This is a genomic window from Kitasatospora sp. NPDC005748 (assembly GCF_040630735.1).
In the GTDB taxonomy this organism is placed as follows: domain Bacteria; phylum Actinomycetota; class Actinomycetes; order Streptomycetales; family Streptomycetaceae; genus Kitasatospora.
On sequence record NZ_JBEXYD010000001.1, the window covers coordinates 140,434 to 158,971 of the forward strand.

Sequence of the window (18,538 nt, forward strand, 5' to 3'; positions counted from 1 at the left end):
TCGTGCCCGCCGACCGCCCCGGCCCGCCGCCGCCCCCGCCGCCGCTGGCCCCCCGGGCCCTGCACGGGACCGGACTGACGCCGCTGTTCGACCACCACATCCACACCGACCTGCGCAACGCGGACGACTACGAGCTGATGGCCGTCAGCGGGGTGCTCACCGCGCTCGCCCCGTGCTCCGCCTCGCTGGAGGCCCGGGACTCCGGCAGCGCCTTCGCCGCCCGCTTCGAGCGGCTCGCCGGAGCCGAGACCGCCCGGGCCGCCGCGTACGGGATCGACCTGCACGTGGCGCTCGCGGTGCACGCGGCCGACATGGCGGGGCTGCGCGGCGCGCTGGCCGGGATCGAGGTGCTGGAGCGGTACCTGGACCACCCGAGGGTCCGGGCGCTAGGCGAGGTGTCGCTGCGCGGCGGCGGCCCGGACGAGGTCGAGGTGCTGGAGCGGCAGCTGAAGCTGGCGTCGGCGCGCGCGCTGCCGGTACTGGTCGAGTCGCCGCCCGCGCTGCCGGCCTTCCGGGAGATGCTGGCGCCGCTGGCGGGCGCGGTGGAACGGGCCGGCATCGACCCGGCCACGATCGCCCTGCTCGACCTGGACGAGCAGCGGATCGACCTGCTGGCCGAACACCCGGCGCTGCGCGGGCTCGGCGGGTACGGGATCGCCGTCGCCCCGCGCCAGGACGCGCTGTTCCAGGTCCGCGAGAAGCAGTCGCACCGCGAGGTGCTCGGCCTGCTGGACCGGTTCGGCCCGGAGCGGCTGATGCTCAACACCGGCCTGCACTTCGGCTCGGCCGACCCGCTGGGTCTGGCCAGGACGGTGCACCGGCTCCGACTCCATGGTGTCCCCGAGCAGATCGTGAGGGCTCTCGCTCATGGCAACGCTGCCCAGTTCTTCGCCGTCCCCCACCGGGTCCCCGCCGCCGGGTGAGCCGGCCGGCGCCCGCCCGCACGGGCTGCCCGACCGGGGCGTCCCCGTCGAGCGGGTGCTGGCCGAGCTGGCCGGGCTCTGCGCGGACGACCACGACTACCGGGACGGCACCGTCTTCAACTCGATCTGCTCGACGCCGCTGCCGGTGGCCGAGCAGGTGTTCGCCGCCCACCAGCAGTCCAACATGGGCGACAACCGGATCTTCCCCTCGCTGCCCCGCGCCGAGGCCGAGGTGACGGCCATGCTGGCCGACCTGATGGACGGCCCCGGGGCCGCCGGGGTGGCCACCTCGGGCGGCACCGAGGCCAACCTGCTGGCGGTGCTCGCCGCGCTCCGGCACCACCGGGCCCGCTTCGGGGCCGGTGCGCCGGCCCGGGTCCTGATGGGCGACAGCGCGCACTTCTCCTTCGACAAGATCGCCGCGCTGCTGGCGGTCGAGGTGGTCCGCGTCCCCTCCGACGAGCGGCTGCGGGTCGACACCGGGCGGCTGCTGCCGCTGGTGACCCCGGAGACCGCGCTGGTGGTGGCCACCGCCGGCAGCTCCGAGTCCGGCGCCGTGGACGACGTGCCGGCGATCGCCGCGCACGCCTCGGCGCTGGGCGTACCGGTGCACGTGGACGCCGCCACCGGCGGGTTCCTGGTGCCGTTCGCCCGCGAGCTGGGCGACGACCTGCCGGCGATCGGCTTCGGCGTCGACGGCGTCAGCTCCATCACCCTGGACCCGCACAAGTACGGCGGCGCGCCGATCCCCGCGGGCCACGTGCTCTTCCGCGACCCCGGGGCGCCGGACGCGCTGCGCACCTCCTCGCACTACCGGGGCACCCTCGACCACCACGCCCTGCTCGGCACCCGGCCCGGCGGCGCCCTGCTGGCCACCTGGGCGGCGCTGCGCGCCCAGGGCCGCAGCGGCTACCGGGCCTCGGTCGCCGGGCTCTGGGAGCGCCGGGCGCTGCTGGTGCGGCTGCTCACCGAGGCCGGTTTCGAGGTCGCCCCGCGGCCCGAGCTCACCGTGGTGACGGTCCGCCACCCGAGCCCGGAGAAGCTGGTCGACGCGCTGGAGGAGCGCGGCCTGATCGCCTCGGTGGCCCGCCGGCTGGGCCTGCTGCGGCTGGTCGTGCACTGGCACCAGAGCGAGCGGCAGCTGCGCGGCCTGGTCGCCGCGCTGGCCGAGGTCGACGGGGGCCGGCCGTGAAGATCCTCTTCGTCTCGATCAACAAGCTGAAGTCCTTCCGGCCGGTCCTGCCGATCGGCATGGTCACCATCGCCACCCAGGCGCGGGCGGCCGGGTACCAGGTCGAGACGCTGGACCTGATGTGGGAGGAGGAGGACGAGCCGGTCGTCCGGGCCGCGGTCCGCGCCTTCAAGCCCGACGTGGTGGGGATCTCGATCCGCAACGTCGACTCGCAGAGCATGCTGGAGCCGGTCGTCTACACCCCGCTCGCCCGCGAGGTGGCCGACTGGTCGCGCGACGAACTGCCCGGCGTCACCGTGCTGCTGGGCGGTCCGGGGTTCTCCACCGTCCCCGAGGACCTGATGGACTTCGTCCGGGCCGACTACGGGATCACCGGTTTCGCCGAGGAGTCCGTCCAGCCGCTGCTGGACCACCTGGCCCGGGGCGAGGAACCGCTGGACGTGCCCGGGGTGATCAGCCCGCGCGAGGGCGGCGGCTACCACCGGCGCGACGCCGTCTTCCGGATCGACTACCGCAAGGCCGCCCGCCCCGACCCGGCCCTGTACGACCAGCGCTACTTCAGCTACTCGTACGAGACCCACGACCGCAGCCTCAAGGTGCCGGCGACCATCCAGACCAAGAAGGGCTGCGTGCTGGAGTGCGTCTTCTGCAGCAACTTCCTGGTGGACGGCACCGGCGTGAAGTTCGACGAGGTCTCCCGGGTGGCCGACGAGGTGGAACGGCTGCGCGACGAGGGCCTGGAGGTCCTGGAGATCGTCGACGGGGTCTTCAACCTGCCGCTCAACTACTCGCTGGAGGTGCTGCGGGAGTTCGTCCGCCGGGGCATCGAGATGCCGTGGTCCTGCATGGTCAACCCGGGCAACGTGACCTCCGAACTGGTCGACCTGATGGTCCGCACCGGCTGCTACTACGTCGAGTTCGGCACCGACTCGGCGTGTGACCGGATCCTGCGCGGGCTGAAGAAGAACTTCCGCCAGCGCCAGATCATCGAGTCGCACCGCAAGTTCGTCGAGGCCGGCATCCGGGTCGAGCACTGCCTGTTCATCGGCAGCCCCGGCGACGACCGGGACTCGGTCCGCGAGACCTTCGACGTGATGGAGCAGCTCGTGCCGCCCGCCACGCCCGACGTGCACGCCTTCTGGACGCTCGGCCTGCGGGTCTGCCGGGGCACCGCCCTGCACACCACCGCCGTCGCCGAAGGCATGATCACCGGAACGGAGCGATTCATCGTGCCCAAGTACTACTGCTCCCGCGCGGTCATCGAGGACGCCGCCGTCCTCGACGAGATCCAGGCGCGGGTGCTCGCCAACGACAACTGGTACCTGTGGTGGGGGCTCAACTCGATCAGCCTGCGCGAGCGCATCACCATGGCCCGCGCGGAGAGCGAGCGGATCGAGGCCGAGCTGAACGACCACCTGCCGCCGCTCCCGGCGGCCGGGGACGGTGCCCGGTGAGCGCCGGGGCGGACCTGCGGCTGACCGGCCCCGGCCGGCTCACCGTCGACGAGGCGAAGCCGCCGACCGCGCCGCTCGGCCCGGACGAGGTCCTGGTCGAGGTCGACCGGGTCACCCTGTGCGGCAGCGACCAGGCGCTGTACGACGGCGCCTACGGCGGCCCGAGCAGCTACCCGCTGCGCTTCGGCCACGAGTGGTCCGGCCTGGTGGTCGGCACCGGGAGCAACGGCCGCGCGCTGCTGGGCCAGTGGGTCACCGGCGACTGCTCGCGCTGGTGCGGGGACTGCCCGCGCTGCGGCACCGACCGCAACGTCTGCACCCGGATCGAGAAGTTCGGCCTCACCGTCGACGGCTTCTCGACCCGGCTGCGGACCGTGGACCGCCGCTACCTCTACCCCGACACGCACGGCCTGGGCCCCGGCCTGCTGGCGCTCTCCGAGTTCTTCGCCGTCGCCGCCCAGGGCCTGCAGCGGATCGACCCGCGCCCCGACGAGCGGATCCTGGTGATCGGCGCCGGCGCCCTCGGCCTGGCGAGCTACCTGCTGCTCACCGGGGCGTACGGGGCGGGCGGGGTGGAGCTGCTGGAGGCGGACCCGGTGAAGGCCGCCGCCGTCACCGCGCTACTGCCGAGCGCCCGGGTCCGCACCGCCGCGCCCGAGCCCGACGCCGCCGCGCGGTCCGCCGGCGGGTACGCCGCCCTGACCGCCGCCGCCCGGTACGACCTGACCGTGGACTGCTCCAGCGGCGCCGACGGCCTCGCCACCGCGCTGGCCTGCGCCGTCCCCCGCGGCCGGGTGCTCTGCTTCGGGCTGCGCCGCAGCGCCGCGCTCCGCACCGACCTGCTGGTGGCCAACGCACTGACCCTGGTCGGCTCGATCGGCGGCACCGGCGGCTTCCACCGCGCCCAGGAGTTCCTGGCCGGCCACCGCGAGGAGGCCGGGCTGCTGGTCACCCACCGCCTGCCGGCCGAACGGGCGGCGGAGGCCTTCACGCTCGACCCCCGTACCCGGATCAAGACCCAGCTGATGTTTGGAGAGGATGCCCGGTGACCACCGCCGACCGCCCCCCGCACCTGCGCTATCCGGAGATCCGGGAGGCCGCGCTGGCCGACCTGGCCGCGTTCGAGAAGCTCAGCCCCGACCAGGTGCCCGACCACCAGTTCGCGCTGCTGCGGCGCCAGTTGGACCACGCTTTCGCCAACTCGCCATTCTACCGGGAGCGCTGGGCCGGGCGGCACGGCTCTCTGCGGCCCACCAGTGCCGAGGAGCTGCGGACCCTGCCCTTCACCACCAAGGCCGAGCTGCGCGGCGCCTACCCGTTCGGCCTGCTGGCCGTCGGCCGGGAGGAGCTGATCCGCTACGGCGAGTCCACCGGCACCACCGGCAGCCCCACCTCCTCGATGATCACCTACGAGGACTGGATCCGCGGCAACGTCGCGGTCGAGCAGTCCGTCGGCCACGTGCTCGGCCCCGGCGACCTCGTCTTCATCGCCATCCCCTACGAACTCGCCTTCGCCTCCTACGACCTGGACCGGGCGCTGGAGCAGAACGGCGCGGCCGTGGTGCCGGTCGGCACGCTCAGCCTGGTCTGCCCGTTCGAGCGGATGGTCGAGATGATGTGGACCGTCCGCCCGACCGCCCTGGTCTGCACGCCCAGCCGGGCGCTGCGCCTCTACGACATGCTGAAGGACACCGGGCGCGACCCGGCCGAGATCGGGCTGAAGACCTTCCTCTACGTCGGCGAGACCTGCTCCCCCGCCAAGCTGGAGAAGATCGCCGCGCTCTGGGGCGTCCGGCTCTCCAACGCCTACGGTTCCACCGAGACCAACTCGCTCGGCCTGGTCTGCGAGCGGGGCAGCCTGCACCTCACCGAGGACCGGCACCTGTTCGAGGTGATCGACCCGGAGACCACCGAACCCGTCCCCGACGGCACCGCCGGCGAACTGGTCATCACCGCCCTGGCCGGCCGGGCCATGCCACTGCTGCGCTACCGCAGCGGGGACTTCGTCACCGTCTCCGCCGAGCCCTGCGCCTGCGGCAGCCCGCGCCGGGTGCTCTCGCACCACGGCCGGGTCAGCGAGCAGCTGACCGTCGGCGGGCAGCGGATCAACAAGCTGGCGCTGGAGCAGACCGTGCTCGCCACCGAGGGCGCCGGCCTCTACTGGGCGGCCGGCGTCTCCGGGGACCACCTGGAGATCCGGGTCGAGGCCGAGGTCGAGGACCCGGCGGCGCTCTGCGCGGCCGTCGCCGAGCGGGTCACCGCGGAGTTCGCGGTGCCCGCCTCGGTCGCCCCGATCGACCGCGCCCAGGTGCGGCGGGCGATGGACCGGATGCTCAAGCCCGGCAGCCTCACCATCGAGGACCTGGAGGCGGTCTCATGACCCTCGGCCTGCGCCCGGGCAACCCCGCCGAACCCCGGCACAACGACCCCGGCACGATCGCCGTGGTCGGCCTCGGCCGGCTCGGCTCGGTGCTGGCCGACCGGCTGGCCGAGCGCTTCCCGGTGCTGCTCAACGACAGCGACCCCGCGGTCGCCCGGCGGGTCGCCGCCGAGCTGTCGCTGCCCGACATGGACCAGCGCGAGATCCTCTCCGCCGCCGACACCGTGCTGCTCTGCGTCCCGCCGCAGGAGACCGCGGCCGCGCTGCGCCGGCTCGCCGCGCTGACCGAACAGGTCGGCCGCCGGGCGCTGTTCGTCAACATGGCGACCAGCGTGCCCACCGAGGACCTGCCGGACCTCGGCGTGGAGGTGGTCGGCCTCAAGCCGGTCTGCCAGTTCACCGCCGTGGCCCTCGGCCTCAAGACCGTCCTGGTCACCTCCGCACCGCGCCGGATCGGCCTGCTGCGGACCCTCGCCGCCGACCTCGGCGAGGTGGTGCTCGGACCGGAGGCGTGCGTCGGCCCGGCCAACCGCGCCGCCACCAAGGCCGCCCTGCGCGCCTGCGCCGAACTGGCCGCCGAACTGACCGGCCGCGGCCTGCCCACCGACATCGTGCGGGCGGCGATCCGCAACGTCTTCGTCGGGACGGCGCTGGACTACCCGCCCTCGGACGCCAACCCCTACACCCGCTCGGTGCTGGAGGAGATCGCCGCCGAGGCCGCCGAGGCCGCCGGCACCGCGCCGCCCGCCGCCGACCGGGCACCGGCCGGGCCGCGGGCCGCCGTCCGGCCACCGACCGTCCTGCCACCGACCGTCCTGCCGCCCACCGACCTCGTCCCGCCGGACGCGCTCGGCTGGGCCGCCTGGGCCGAGCGCCCCGTCACCCCGGGAGGACCCGCATGACCACCACCCCGCCGGACGTCCCGCACGGCGGCGCGCACTGCGAGACCGCGTCGATGCGCAAGCAACTGGCCGCGCACGACCTGCCGATCAGCGAGGCGATGCTGTTCGGCGTGGCCGGCGGCATCAACTTCATGCACATGCCCGCCCCGCCCGGCGGACGCGGCTTCACCGGCGGCCGCAACGGCCCGTTCCCCGAGTTCACCCGGCGGATGGCGGCCGGCGTCGGCCTCGACCTGGAGGTCGCCGTCACCGACGACCCCGGGCGCGCCTGGGGCGACCTGCTGGCCGAACTCGACCTCGGCCGCCCGGCGGTGGTCTACGCGGACCTCTTCCACCTGCCGTACTTCCAGGCCACCCGGCACTTCGGCGGCCACGCGATCGTCGTCGTCGGCCACGACCGGGACAACGACACCGTCACCGTCTCGGACCGCCCGGCCCGCGCGCAGACCCTGACCACGGCCGAACTCGCCACCGCCCGGGCCTCCGGCCACCAGCCCTTCCCGCCCCGGCACGCCCTGCTGCGCGCCGACTGGAAGGCCGCCCGGCACCCCACCGAGGACGACATCCGCCAGGGCATCCGCTGGTCCTGCCGCGCGATGCTGCACCCGCCCGTGCCCAGCTTCGGGCTGCGCGGCCTCGACTCCTACGGCGCCGGTCTGCGGCACCTGCTGCTCAGCGACACCCCCGCCGCCGCCGTGGTGGACGAACTCGCTGGCGCCTACGTCGACTTCGAACTGGCCGGCACCGGGGGGAACGCCTTCCGCAACCTGTTCCGGACCTTCCTGACCGAAGCCGCCGAGCTCACCGGGGACCACCGGCTGGCCGACGCCGCCCTGCTCTGCGCCGACAGCGCCGGGCGCTGGGAACGGGTGATCGCCCTGCTGCTGCCCGACTGGACGCCCGCGTTCACCGAACTCGGCGCCGCCTACCGGGCACGGGAGGCCGAGCTGCTGGACGGCGGCGCCGCCGCCCTCGCCCGGGCCGCCCTGCTCGGCGAGCGGCTGCCCGACCTGCGGGCCGCCGCGGCCGCCGGGCTCGCCCCGGTGCGCGAGCGCCTCGCCGGGGAGCTGCGGGCGGCCCTGGCCTCCGTCGCCGAGACCGAGCGGGAGCTGTTCGCCCTGCTGAGGGAGGTGTGAGCGGGGTGTCCACCGGCCTGCTGCCGGCCGTCCGGACGCCGACCCGCCACCGGCTCTCCGACGAGGCCGACCGCCTGGCGTACGACCGGTACGTGGCCGCCCGCAACCAGTACAAGGAGGAGTTCCTCGACCTGCTGGAGAGCGCCTGCACGGACGGCCCGGTGCTGGAGGTCGGCCCCGGCTACGGCGGGTTCGCCGCCCTGCTGCTGGCCCGCCGCCCGGTCGACCTGCGGGTGCTCTGCACCGACCCGGGCGCCGTCGCCCCGCTGCGCGAGCGGCTCGGCGCGGCGGTGCCGGTCGACCACTGGCCGGCCGGCGCCCCGCTGCCGGCCCCCCTCGCCGGGCGCCACCCGCTGGTCTACAGCGTGCACGCGCTCGGGGAGTGCACCGACCCCACCGCCCTGCTCCGCGGGGCGGCGCGGGCCCTGGCCCCCGGCGGCCGGCTGCTGGTCAACGACCTGCGCCGGGACCCGGATCCGTTCATCCTCGAATACACCCTGCGCGAGATGGCCGCCGACGACTCGCCCGACGGCCAGTACCGCTTGCGCACCTACCTGGACTCCCTGCGCGGCGCCTGGACCGGCGCCGAACTGCGTCAACTGCTCGACGTCGCGGGGATGGCCGACTGGGCGGTCGGCCCGGACGGCCCGATGGCACTCACCGTCGAGCACCACCGCGCCACCTGACGACCGGAGAGGCACATGACCCAAGAAGCGATCACCCGGAACTTCCTCGACACCCCCAGCTTCTGGCGCGACTACCCGGAGCGGGACATCGAGTTCGTCCGCTGGTACCCGTGCGACGTCAAGCCGCTGTCGGCGGACCAGATCTACGCCACCCGGGAGAAGTTCCCGAAGACCACGTCGTTCTACGTGCACATCCCGTTCTGCAACCAGGTCTGCACCAGCTGCCCGTACAACAAGTTCTCCACCCGCAACACCCTCACCCAGCGCTACATCCAGGCGCTCAAGCGGGAGATCGACCTCTACTCGCAGCTGCCGCACGTCCGGGACACCGTCTTCACCTCCGGCTACTTCGGCGGCGGCACGCCCACCACGCTGCGCGCCGAGGAGCTCGACGACCTGCTGGGCTACATGAAGCAGCGGCTCAACTTCAGCCCGGACTGCTCGGTCACCATCGAGTCCACCCCCGTCGACGTCGACCAGCAGAAGCTGGACGTGCTGCTCAAGCACGGAGTCAACCGGATGAGCCTGGGCGTCCAGACCTTCCACGACCCGCTGCTGCGCTACCTCGGCCGGGCCCGGGCGCACACCGGCGAGTCCGCCACCCGCACCATCGAGCTGATCGACCGCAGCGGCCTGGAGAACCTCTGCATCGACTACATGATCGGCATCCCCGGCCAGACCCCCGAGCTGTGGGCGCAGGACATCCGCACCCTGATGGACCTCCCGGTGACGTCCTTCTCGGTCTACAACTACGCGGTCATGCCCGGCTCGGAGGTGTTCTTCGCGCTGCAGAGCGGCGCCACGCCGCCCTGCCCGAGCACCCGCGAGGCCGACGAGATGTACCAGTACCTGCACACCACGCTGATGGACGCGGGCTACCTGGCGCTCACCTACAACGACTTCATCGAGCCGATGCGGCCCGAGTGGGAGGCGGCCGGGGTCAAGACGTACCCGGTGGTGAAGGACGGCAGCAAGCCGTACCGCGGCCTGGAGACGGACACCTTCTACCTGACCGACCACCTGTCCCAGATCTGGGGCCGGTGCGGGGACATGGTGGCCATCGGCTCGGGCGCCTACGGGTACCTGAACAACCACATGTACCTCAACGAGCCGGACATCGAGTCGTACATCAGCCGGTGCAACGAGGGCCGGCTGCCGGTGGTGATGGGCGCCTACACCGACGAGCACGAGCAGCGCTGCCGCAGCCTCGTCCTGGGGCTGAAGCTGCTGCGGGTCAAGCGCTCGGTCTACCGCGAGCGGCACGGCGTCGACCCGTACGAGTACTTCAAGGACAAGATCGACGACCTGGTGGCCAAGGGGCTGCTGGAGGTCGACGCCGACGCGATCCAGGTCACCTACCCGAAGGGCTGGTACTACATCGACAACATCTCCAAGAGCTTCTACTCGGACGCCAACTACCGGCTCCCGCAGCCGACCTCGGCGAGCACCGAGATCCTCAAGTGGCAGATCGACCGCACCGACGGCCGGAAGGGGCTCCCCCTTGTCCAGTTCTGAGACCACCGCGCGCCGCTCCCGCCGGGGGCGGATCTTCGACCTCGCCGAGCGGGCCCCGCAGGGCGACCCGTTCGAGACCGCCGAGGAGTGCCGCGCCTACGACCGCAGCGTGCGCACCTCGATGATCATCCCGATGCAGCACATGATGAAGCTGATCGGGCCGGACTGCGGTCCGGACAAGGACGTCCTGGAGATCGGCTGCGCCAGCGGCCTGCTGTCGCTGCGCCTGGCCGCCCAGCACCGCGACTCCACCTTCACCGGGCTGGACAGCAACGACGCCTTCCTGGAGGTCGCCCGGGAGAACACCATCTTCGCCAACCTGGTCTCCTACGGCGGCGACTTCGCCTGCGACTGGGCCCGGTACAGCCGGCTGCCGTACCCGGACGACAGCTTCGACGTGGTGTTCAGCTTCTGCGCGATCAACCGGTGGGACAAGCCCGCCCGGATCCTGCCCGAGCTGGCCCGGGTCTGCCGCCCCGGCGGCGCCGTCCTGCTGTACGACCTGGCCCGGGACGCCGACGAGGGCATGGTCTCGTTCGTGCTGCAGTACGCCGGCGGTGACGCCAACGCGTTCATGACCTCGCTGCGGGCCTCGTACTCCACCGAGGAGATGCGCGAGCTGCTCGACCAGGTCGGCCTGAACGACTGGAGCGTCACCAAGGAAGGCATCAACCTGGTGGTCTCCTCCCGGGCCAGGGACACCGGGTACACGGTCGGCGAGCCCGGCATCTACGAGCGGATCTTCGACTGACGGTCCCCGTCCCCAGGTCCGGGTGGGGTGCCCGCCGCTGCGGCGGGCACCCCACCCGGACCACCCCCGGACCACCCCGCCCGCGCCATCGCCCGTCCCCGGAAGGAGCACGACCATGCCCACCGCCGATCTTCGCCGGTACCGGGTCGGCGTCGTCCAGCTGTCCGTCGCCACCAACCGCCGTGCGGAGAACCTGGCGCGGGCCGAGAAGCTGGTGCGCGCCGCGGCCGACGACGACTGCCGGCTCGTCGTCCTGCCCGAGGTGTTCGCCACCGCGCTCAACCTGCCGAAGAGCCACGAGATCGCCGAGCCGGTGCCCGGGCCGCTCACCGAGTGGCTGGCCGGCCTGGCCCGCGAACTCGGCGTCTGGATCGCCGCCGGCGTGCTGGAGCGCGCCGGGGACGACGTGCACAGCACCGCCGTCCTGCTGGACGACACCGGGGAGCTCGTCGGCACCGCGCGGCGCACCATGGTGTACGACCTGGAGGCGCACTTCATCACGGGCCGCACCGGCGCCCGCGTCTTCCCGACCCCGCTCGGCCGGATCGGCTTCGCGCTCGGCTACGACGTGCAGTTCCCGGAGGTGCTGCGCGGCCTGTTCGCCGACTCGGCGGAGATCATCGTGGCCCCCTCCGTCCTGCTGCGGCCGTTCGCCGAGCCGGTGCGGCAGATGCTGCTCGCCCGGGCCGCCGAGAACTGCGCCTACGTGCTGTTCGCCAGCGCGACCGGCGAGAACACCCTCGCCGGGCTCACCTACATGGGCCGCAGCGCGATCCTGCGCAGCCCGCTGGCGATCGGCGCCTACTCCCGGGACTTCCGCAAGCAGCAGCCGGTGCTCGCCGAGGCCGACCGCGAGGAGGTACTGCTGACCGCCGACCTGGACCTGCACGAGCTGCGCCGGATGCGCGAGGCGGCGCCGTTCGCCGCCGACTTCCGCCGCTCGCCGCTCGGCCTGGCGCTGACCGCCGCCACCCACCCGGACGGGCCGCTGCCCGACTGGGCCGCCGCGGCCCTCCCCCCGCACACCGCACCGCATGCCGCTTCGGACACCCCGGACGCCCCGACCCCGGAAGCCCCCGACGCCCCGGCGGCCCCGCACACCTCGGCGGCCCCGGACACCTCGTTCGCCTCGGATGGAGCCTGACCAGATGACCGTCGAACGCTCGCTCGCCACCAGCCGGCCCCGGGTCGCGCTGATCCAGTCCTTCTGGGACCCGGACCCGGAAGTCAACCTGGCCCGGACCCTCGCCCTGCTGGACACCGTCCAGGACGTCGAACTGATCATCCTCCCGGAGTTCTTCCTCGGCCCGCCCTTCTACTTCCCCGGCCGCGCCCACCTCAAGGGCGTGATCGACCAGCCGGTACCGGGCCCGCTCTTCGACCAGCTCGCCGAGGTGGCCCGCGCCAAAGGCTGCTACCTGCTCTGCGGCACCGTCGTGGAGCGGGAGGGCGACCGGTACTACAACACCTCCGTCCTGCTGGACGACCAGGGCCGGATCGCCGCCAAGGCCCGCAAGACCCACCGGTTCGCCGCCGAGATGGTCACCGTCTCGCCCAGCGACGAACTGGTCATCGTGGACACGCCGTTCGGCCGCCTGGGGATCTGCGTCTGCTCCGACTTCTGGATCCCCGAGGTGCCGCGGACGCTGGCGATGCGCGGCGCCGAGATCATCGCGGTGCCGGGGGCGGCGCTGCGCGGCAACATCCAGATCACCCGGCCGTGCATCCAGGCCAACTCCTCCTTCAACGTCTGCTACACCCTGCTGGCCAGCGCCGTCGGCGAGGTGACCGGCGAGCGCGCCGGACGGACCGTCACCATCTCGGTGGCCGGCCACAGCACCGTCGCCTCGCCCGAGCACCTGGTCGGCTCGCTGGACGAGGAGGAGGGCGTGCTGATCGCCGAGCTCGACCTGGACCGGGTGCGCGAACTGCGGGAGGTCGACCTGTCGTTCCGCAAGAGCCTCTACTTCTGCCTGCACGGCCGTCGGCCCGAGCTGTACCAGGACCTGCTGAAGCCGTACGCCGGCCACCAGGACCTGGAGACCCTCATCACGGACTACCTCACCGCCCGACGGAGCTGATTCGCCATGGCACCCAGCCTGCTGTACCCCGCCGCCGACCACCTGCCCACCGGTGCCGACCGCGAGCCCGCCCTGAAGGAGGTCCTCGACTGGGCCGACCGGGCGGCCGCCACCAACACCGCCGACGCACTGCTCGCCTTCTTCGGCCAGCCGCTGGACCCGCGCACCCTGCGGCTGACCGGCCTGCACCACGTCGCCGTCTACCTGGGCGACTACCGCACCGAGGAGGAGTACGAGGCCTGGCTGGAGACCGTCCGGTCCCACCCGGGACTCGGCCGGGTGTCCGCCGGCCCCTCGCACATCGCGCCGCGGGTGCACGGCACCCCCGGGCACTGGATCAACCTGACCACCGAACGCGGCACCGAGGTCGAGTTCTTCACCTGCCGCGCCTACGGGGCCTGGGCCGACGAGCCGCCGGAGCGCAAGCGGGCGCTGATGTCCCACCTCGGACTCAGCGTCGACACCCCGGACCACGTCCGCCGGGTGCTGGACTACCTGGCCGGCTTCGACAGCGTCGAGGTGCTGGCCTACGCCCCCGAGGACGAACTCGGCCACACCTACGGACACCTGCTGCGCACCGACACCGACCGGGTGCTGGAGCTGGTGCACGCCGGACGGAGCCAGGCATGAGCGAGCGGAGCGAGGTCATCATCCAGTGCCGCGCGTTCCGCGAAGCGGCCACCGAGCGAAGCGAGGCGGGCGCATGAGCGGGTTCCCGGTACCGGCCCGGCTGCCGGAGAACGTGCCCGGGCGGTTCTACGTCAACGCGGAGTGCACCGACTGCGACACCTGCCGCTGCATCGCCCCGGACTCCTTCGTCCGCAACGACAAGGCCGGCTACACCTTCGTCGCCCGCCAGCCGGCCGACGAGGACGAGGAGGAGCTGGTGTACGAGGCGATGGACTGCTGCCCGGCCGACGCCATCTGCGAGGACGAGTGAGCCCCCGTCCGCCGGGGCCGAGGATCCTCGGCCTCGGCGGCTCGCTGCGCCCCGGCTCGACCAGCCAGCTGCTGCTGCGCCGCGCCCTCGCCGTCCTGGACGCCGACGGCTGCCGGACCTCCCTGCTGGACCTGCGCGAGCTGGACCTGCCGTTCTGCAACGGCGACAAGCAGGACCCGTGGCCGAGCCGCCCGGACGTCAAGCTGCTGCGCGAGGAGTTCCGCGCCGCCGACGGCGTCATCCTGGCCGGGCCGGAGTACCACGGGACCATCGGCGGGGCCCTGAAGAACGCCCTGGACCTGCTGGACTTCGAGCACGTCGAGGGGAAGGTCTTCGGGGCGATCTGCGCGCTCGGCGGCCGCAGCAACTCCAACGCGCTCAACCACCTGCGCCTGGTGGCCCGCTGGTACCGGGCCTGGATGGTGCCCGAGCAGGTCGCCGTCCCGCAGGCCCGCGGCGCGCTGCCGGGCGGCGAGCCGGCCGATCCCGAGCTCGGTGCGCGGGTGGACGAGCTGGCCCGCAGCGTGGCCCGGGCGGCGGCGCTGCTGCGGCCCGGGGCGGGCGGTCCGGCCGTCGTCGGGTCGGTCCGGCCGGGACCGGCCGTCCCGGAAGAAGTTCCGAACGTGTCCAGGACAGTCAAACGCGGGAGCTGACCCGTTGGTAGCGTCACCCCTGTGAATAAGACGCACACATTGGGTGCGCATTTCCAGGGGGCCGGAGAATGGTTCCCGGTGCACCCCAGACCACTTCTCGTGATCAGTCTCCGCCATCCGTCCAACGGAACTCCGCGGGAGGCGACCTGGCTTCGCCTCACCGCCTTTCTGTTCAATCGCGGGATTTCCGACGACCGCACCGTCGGTATCGAAGTCCTGTACGACGATCCGGAGTCCACGGCGCCCGACCGGCGGCGTTTCGACGCCTGCCTGTCGGTGCCCCGGGACCGGGTCGCCGGGCTGTCCCTGCTCGATCCCCGCCGGGACAGCCTGGGCATCCGCGTGCTGCCCGTCCTGAGCGAACGGCTGATGCTCTGGCGGGGCGGTTCGGCCCAGGCCGAACCGCCCGTCCGCCACCGGCACGTCACACCGGCCGCCGACCTCCCGCTGCGGGCCAACTGGCCGCGCTACGAGGTCTACCGGGGCTCGCCCGTGCTCACGCCCGGGCACCCCGAGGTGATCGGCTGGTACGCCACCGCGGCCTCCTCGGCCGGCGCCGTGGGCGGCAGCCACCTCCCCCCGCGCACGCCCGCCACCGGCGTGCCCCGCCGGCCGTACGGTGCGGTCCGGCGCGCCTCCGGAAGGGGTCAACGACCATGACCACGACGACCACGATGAACTGGGACCGGGCCTACAAGGCCGGTGACCACCACCAGTACTGGGAGCTCAGCGCCCCCTCCCCCGACCTGGTCGGCTTCCTCGCCGCCACCCCGCCCGCGCCCGGCGCCCGGGCCCTGGACCTCGGCTGCGGCACCGGCTGGGACACCGTCGCGCTGGCCCGGGCCGGGTACCGCGCGACCGGGGTCGACATCAGCGGTGAGGCCGTCGGCATGGCCGTCGCGCGCGCCGCCGAACTGGGCCTGGAGATCGAGCTGTCGGTCGGCGACGTCCGCGGACTCGACCTGCCGGACGAGGAGTTCGACCTGCTGGTCGACCGCGGCTGCTTCCACCACCTCGGCCCGGACGACCGCGACCGCTACGCGGCCGAGGTGGCCCGGCTGCTGGCCCCCGGCGGCCTGCTCTACCTGCGCGGGAGCCGGCAGGAGATGTTCCCCTTCAAGCCGGTGGACGCCGCCTCGCTCGCCCGGCACTTCCCCTCGGACCGGTTCAGCACCGGCCCGTTGATGCCCTTCCAGCTCCACACCGACGTCCTCCAGCTGGACGCCAACGCGGTGGTCCTGCGCCGCGCCGACTGACTCCGGGGCGGCCCCCGCCGCCCGCCGGCGCGCCCGTGCGGCGCGCCCGCCACCCTCGCGGCGGACCGCCGCGACCACCCCTCGCGATCCGTTTCGCGCCGGCCTGACCGAGACCGGCGGACATTCCGTGCTTCCCCGTTTCCGGAGCCCGATGCCCGCTTCGTCCGACGGCTTCCGGCGCTCCAAGAAATGAGCCACCTATGCCCACCCCGCAAAGCCGGGACAAAAGTCCCTGGCTCATCCTCGGCGTGCTCAGTATGGGCTTCTTCATGACGCTGCTCGATATGACGATCGTCAATATCGCGCTGCCCCATGTGATGACCGGAGTGCACGCCTCGCTGGACGAGGGCCTGTGGGTGTTCAGCGCCTACATCCTCGGCTACGCCACCCTGCTCATCGTCGCCGGCCGGCTCGGCGACCTGTTCGGCCCCCGCCGGGTCTACCTGTACGGCCTGGCGGTGTTCGTGGTCGCCTCCTGCGTGTGCGGGGTCGCCCCCAACGCGGGCGTGCTGATCGCGGCCCGGGCCGTCCAGGGCATCGGCGGGGCCATGCTCGCCCCGCAGATCCTGCCGATCGTCACCATGGTCTTCCCGCCCTCCAAGTGGGGCGCGGCGTTCGGGTTCACCGGCGCGCTCTCCGGGCTCGCGGTGCTCACCGGGCCGACCCTGGGCGGGGTCATCGTCAGCTACCTGGACTGGCGGTGGATCTTCTACCTCAACCTGCCGATCGGCGTCGCCACCGCCTACCTGGTGCTGCGGCACGTCCACGACTACCGGCCGGGCAAACGCCAGCCGCTCGCCGTGCTGCCCACCGCCCTGCTCGTCCTCGGCCTCACCGCGCTGGCCTTCGGTCTGATCGAGGGCGAACGCCTGGAGTGGAACGCCACCGCCTGGGCGGCGATCGCGGCGGGGCTCCTGGTCCTGACGTACTTCGTCCTGGACCAGCGCAGGCACCAGCGGTCCGGCCCGCTGCTCCCCTTCGACCTGCTGCGACTGCGCAACTTCGCCTCCGCCAACATCATCGCGGCGATCATGGGCTTCTCGATGCTCGGCGCCTTCCTGCCGATCTCGCTCTACCTCCAGACCGTGCTCGGGATGTCCCCGCTGCGGGCCGGCTTCACCATCGCCGCGATGCCGCTCACCTCGGCGCTGGTCGCCGGGGTCGGCGGCAAGCTCTCCGACCGCGGCTCGGGCAAGGCCGTCATCCTGACCGGGCTGGCCTGCTTCACCGCCGGGCTGGGCTCGTTCATCCTGGTCACCGGGACGGACACCGGCACGCTCCAGCTGATCGGCCCGTTCGTGCTGGCCGGCCTCGGCATGGGCCTGGTGTTCTCGCCGCTGTTCAGCGTCGGCATGCGCCAGGTTCCGCCGCCGCAGGCCGGGGTGGCCTCCGGACTGGTCAACACCGCCCAGGAGATCGGCGGCCTGCTGGCCAGCGCGGCGATCGGCGCGATCCTGTCGCTGCGGCTCTCCAGCGGCCTGCGCGGCTGGGTGAACGAGCAGGCGCTCGCACTGCCGCCGGAGGCCCGGGAGGGCTTCAAGCGGGCGTTCGCCCCGCTCACCGACGGCGCCCTGAAGATCGGCAGCGGCGGTCCGCCGCCCGCCCTGGCCGGGGCCGACCCGGCGCAGGCGGCCAAGGTCCAGGACGCCTTCGCCGAGGCCTTCACCAGCGCCATGCACAGCGGGCTGCTCCTGCCGGTGGGCCTGCTGGCCGTCGGCTGGGTGGCCGCCCTGCTCCTCATCCGGGACGTCCCGGCACCGGCCTTCGGAGCTCCACGACCGCCCGCCGCCAGGGCCACGGGCAGCGCCCCGGCGGCGGCCGAGAAGGCCTGAGGCCACCGGACCGGTGGCTCCGCGCCACCGACCGACGTCCCCCGTCCACCATCCACCCACCACCTACCGATCCGAACCGCATCCGGCCGGTCCGCACCGGCGGAACGAACAGAACCGAGGAGTCATCCGATGTCCCAGTCCCCCGTGGTGCTGTCCACGCACATGATGGCGACGTACATGGTCAAGCCCGGCTGCGCCGAGCAGGCCCGTGACATCATCGCCCGGCACTGGCCCACCCTGAAGGCGCACGGCCTGGTCACCGACGAGCCCGCCACCGTCTACCACAGCGAGAGCGAGCACGGTCCGGTCTTCTTCGAGATCGTCACCTGGGTCGACGAGAACGCGGTCAGCCGCGCCTTCAACACCCCGGACGTCAACGCGATCTGGCAGGAGATGGCGGCGATCACCGAGGCCCGCGAGGGCCGGCCGCCGGTGGACTACCCGATCGTGCACCGGATGGGCTACTTCCAGGACGAGCCCGACCTCCCCGAGGAGGACGCCTACACCGGGCTCGCCCACTACCTCGTCCGCCCGGACAAGGTCGCCGAGTTCCACGAGCTGATGGCCCGTGACTGGCCGACCCTGCGCGACGAGAAGCTGACCACCGGCGACCGCGCCGTCGTCTACTTCGGCGAGGACGCCACCGGCCCGTTCTTCCTGGAGATCGTCCGCTGGTACGACCAGCAGGGCCCCAGCATCGCGTACCGCAACGACAAGGTCAGCGCGATCTGGCAGGACGTGTTCCGCTACACCGAGGGCCGCAGCGGCCGCCCCGCCTCCGAGTACCTGTGGGCCGGCGAGCTCCGCTACCCGTACCACGACGCCGACTGACGTAAC

Annotated in this window: 19 protein-coding genes; all 19 read left to right on the plus strand. The window is 73.1% G+C overall.

Going from position 1 to position 18,538, the window contains the following annotated elements:
• The first annotated feature begins 2 nt into the window (after positions 1-2).
• On the plus strand, positions 3-923 hold the full coding sequence (locus ABZ495_RS00520) for a deoxyribonuclease (protein WP_329486343.1): 921 nt from the start codon (positions 3-5) through the stop codon (positions 921-923).
• Entirely contained in the window at positions 868-2,115 is a 1,248-nt protein-coding gene (gene mfnA / locus ABZ495_RS00525) for a tyrosine decarboxylase MfnA (RefSeq protein ID WP_359803952.1), read from the plus strand. Before ABZ495_RS00520 ends, mfnA begins: the two co-directional genes overlap by 56 nt.
• Positions 2,112-3,569, plus strand: a complete 1,458-nt coding sequence (locus ABZ495_RS00530) for a cobalamin-dependent protein (RefSeq protein WP_329486345.1) — start codon at positions 2,112-2,114, stop codon at positions 3,567-3,569. The genes mfnA and ABZ495_RS00530 overlap by 4 nt, the downstream gene beginning before the upstream one ends.
• Positions 3,566-4,618 carry a zinc-binding dehydrogenase gene (locus tag ABZ495_RS00535; protein WP_359833723.1) on the plus strand — a complete coding sequence of 351 codons (1,053 nt, stop codon included), beginning with the start codon at positions 3,566-3,568 and terminating at the stop codon, positions 4,616-4,618. Before ABZ495_RS00530 ends, ABZ495_RS00535 begins: the two co-directional genes overlap by 4 nt.
• The gene (locus tag ABZ495_RS00540; protein ID WP_359833725.1) at positions 4,615-5,949 is read left to right on the plus strand and encodes an AMP-binding protein; all 1,335 of its coding nucleotides are present in this window, start codon (positions 4,615-4,617) and stop codon (positions 5,947-5,949) included. The genes ABZ495_RS00535 and ABZ495_RS00540 overlap by 4 nt, the downstream gene beginning before the upstream one ends.
• Positions 5,946-6,851, plus strand: a complete 906-nt coding sequence (locus ABZ495_RS00545; RefSeq protein ID WP_359833727.1) for an NAD(P)-binding domain-containing protein — start codon at positions 5,946-5,948, stop codon at positions 6,849-6,851. Before ABZ495_RS00540 ends, ABZ495_RS00545 begins: the two co-directional genes overlap by 4 nt.
• Positions 6,848-7,987, plus strand: coding sequence for a BtrH N-terminal domain-containing protein (locus tag ABZ495_RS00550; RefSeq protein ID WP_359833728.1), 1,140 nt, complete (start codon positions 6,848-6,850; stop codon positions 7,985-7,987). Before ABZ495_RS00545 ends, ABZ495_RS00550 begins: the two co-directional genes overlap by 4 nt.
• Positions 7,984-8,673: a methyltransferase domain-containing protein gene (locus ABZ495_RS00555; protein ID WP_359833731.1), complete on the plus strand. Its 690-nt coding sequence runs from the start codon at positions 7,984-7,986 to the stop codon at positions 8,671-8,673. Before ABZ495_RS00550 ends, ABZ495_RS00555 begins: the two co-directional genes overlap by 4 nt.
• A gap of 15 nt (positions 8,674-8,688) precedes the next feature.
• Positions 8,689-10,188: a coproporphyrinogen-III oxidase family protein gene (locus ABZ495_RS00560; RefSeq protein ID WP_352291421.1), complete on the plus strand. Its 1,500-nt coding sequence runs from the start codon at positions 8,689-8,691 to the stop codon at positions 10,186-10,188.
• Positions 10,175-10,939, plus strand: coding sequence for a class I SAM-dependent methyltransferase (locus ABZ495_RS00565; protein ID WP_329486352.1), 765 nt, complete (start codon positions 10,175-10,177; stop codon positions 10,937-10,939). Before ABZ495_RS00560 ends, ABZ495_RS00565 begins: the two co-directional genes overlap by 14 nt.
• 115 nt (positions 10,940-11,054) lie before the next feature.
• Positions 11,055-12,083 (plus strand): carbon-nitrogen hydrolase family protein, encoded by a 1,029-nt coding sequence (locus ABZ495_RS00570; protein WP_359833733.1) that lies wholly within the window; start codon positions 11,055-11,057, stop codon positions 12,081-12,083.
• A 4-nt stretch (positions 12,084-12,087) separates the two neighbouring features.
• Positions 12,088-13,020, plus strand: a complete 933-nt coding sequence (locus ABZ495_RS00575; RefSeq protein WP_359803945.1) for a carbon-nitrogen hydrolase family protein — start codon at positions 12,088-12,090, stop codon at positions 13,018-13,020.
• Between the two features lie 6 nt (positions 13,021-13,026).
• Positions 13,027-13,650, plus strand: a complete 624-nt coding sequence (locus tag ABZ495_RS00580) for a hypothetical protein (protein ID WP_329486356.1) — start codon at positions 13,027-13,029, stop codon at positions 13,648-13,650.
• 73 nt (positions 13,651-13,723) lie between these two features.
• Positions 13,724-13,960: a ferredoxin gene (locus tag ABZ495_RS00585; RefSeq protein WP_329486357.1), complete on the plus strand. Its 237-nt coding sequence runs from the start codon at positions 13,724-13,726 to the stop codon at positions 13,958-13,960.
• Positions 13,957-14,613: an NADPH-dependent FMN reductase gene (locus ABZ495_RS00590; protein WP_359833734.1), complete on the plus strand. Its 657-nt coding sequence runs from the start codon at positions 13,957-13,959 to the stop codon at positions 14,611-14,613. Before ABZ495_RS00585 ends, ABZ495_RS00590 begins: the two co-directional genes overlap by 4 nt.
• A 99-nt stretch (positions 14,614-14,712) precedes the next feature.
• On the plus strand, positions 14,713-15,273 hold the full coding sequence (locus ABZ495_RS00595; RefSeq protein ID WP_329486359.1) for a hypothetical protein: 561 nt from the start codon (positions 14,713-14,715) through the stop codon (positions 15,271-15,273).
• Entirely contained in the window at positions 15,270-15,869 is a 600-nt protein-coding gene (locus tag ABZ495_RS00600) for a methyltransferase domain-containing protein (protein WP_329486360.1), read from the plus strand. Before ABZ495_RS00595 ends, ABZ495_RS00600 begins: the two co-directional genes overlap by 4 nt.
• A gap of 200 nt (positions 15,870-16,069) precedes the next feature.
• Entirely contained in the window at positions 16,070-17,701 is a 1,632-nt protein-coding gene (locus ABZ495_RS00605) for an MFS transporter (RefSeq protein ID WP_359833736.1), read from the plus strand.
• Positions 17,702-17,830: 129 nt separating this feature from the next.
• Positions 17,831-18,532, plus strand: a complete 702-nt coding sequence (locus ABZ495_RS00610; RefSeq protein ID WP_352297866.1) for a hypothetical protein — start codon at positions 17,831-17,833, stop codon at positions 18,530-18,532.
• Positions 18,533-18,538 lie beyond the last annotated feature (6 nt).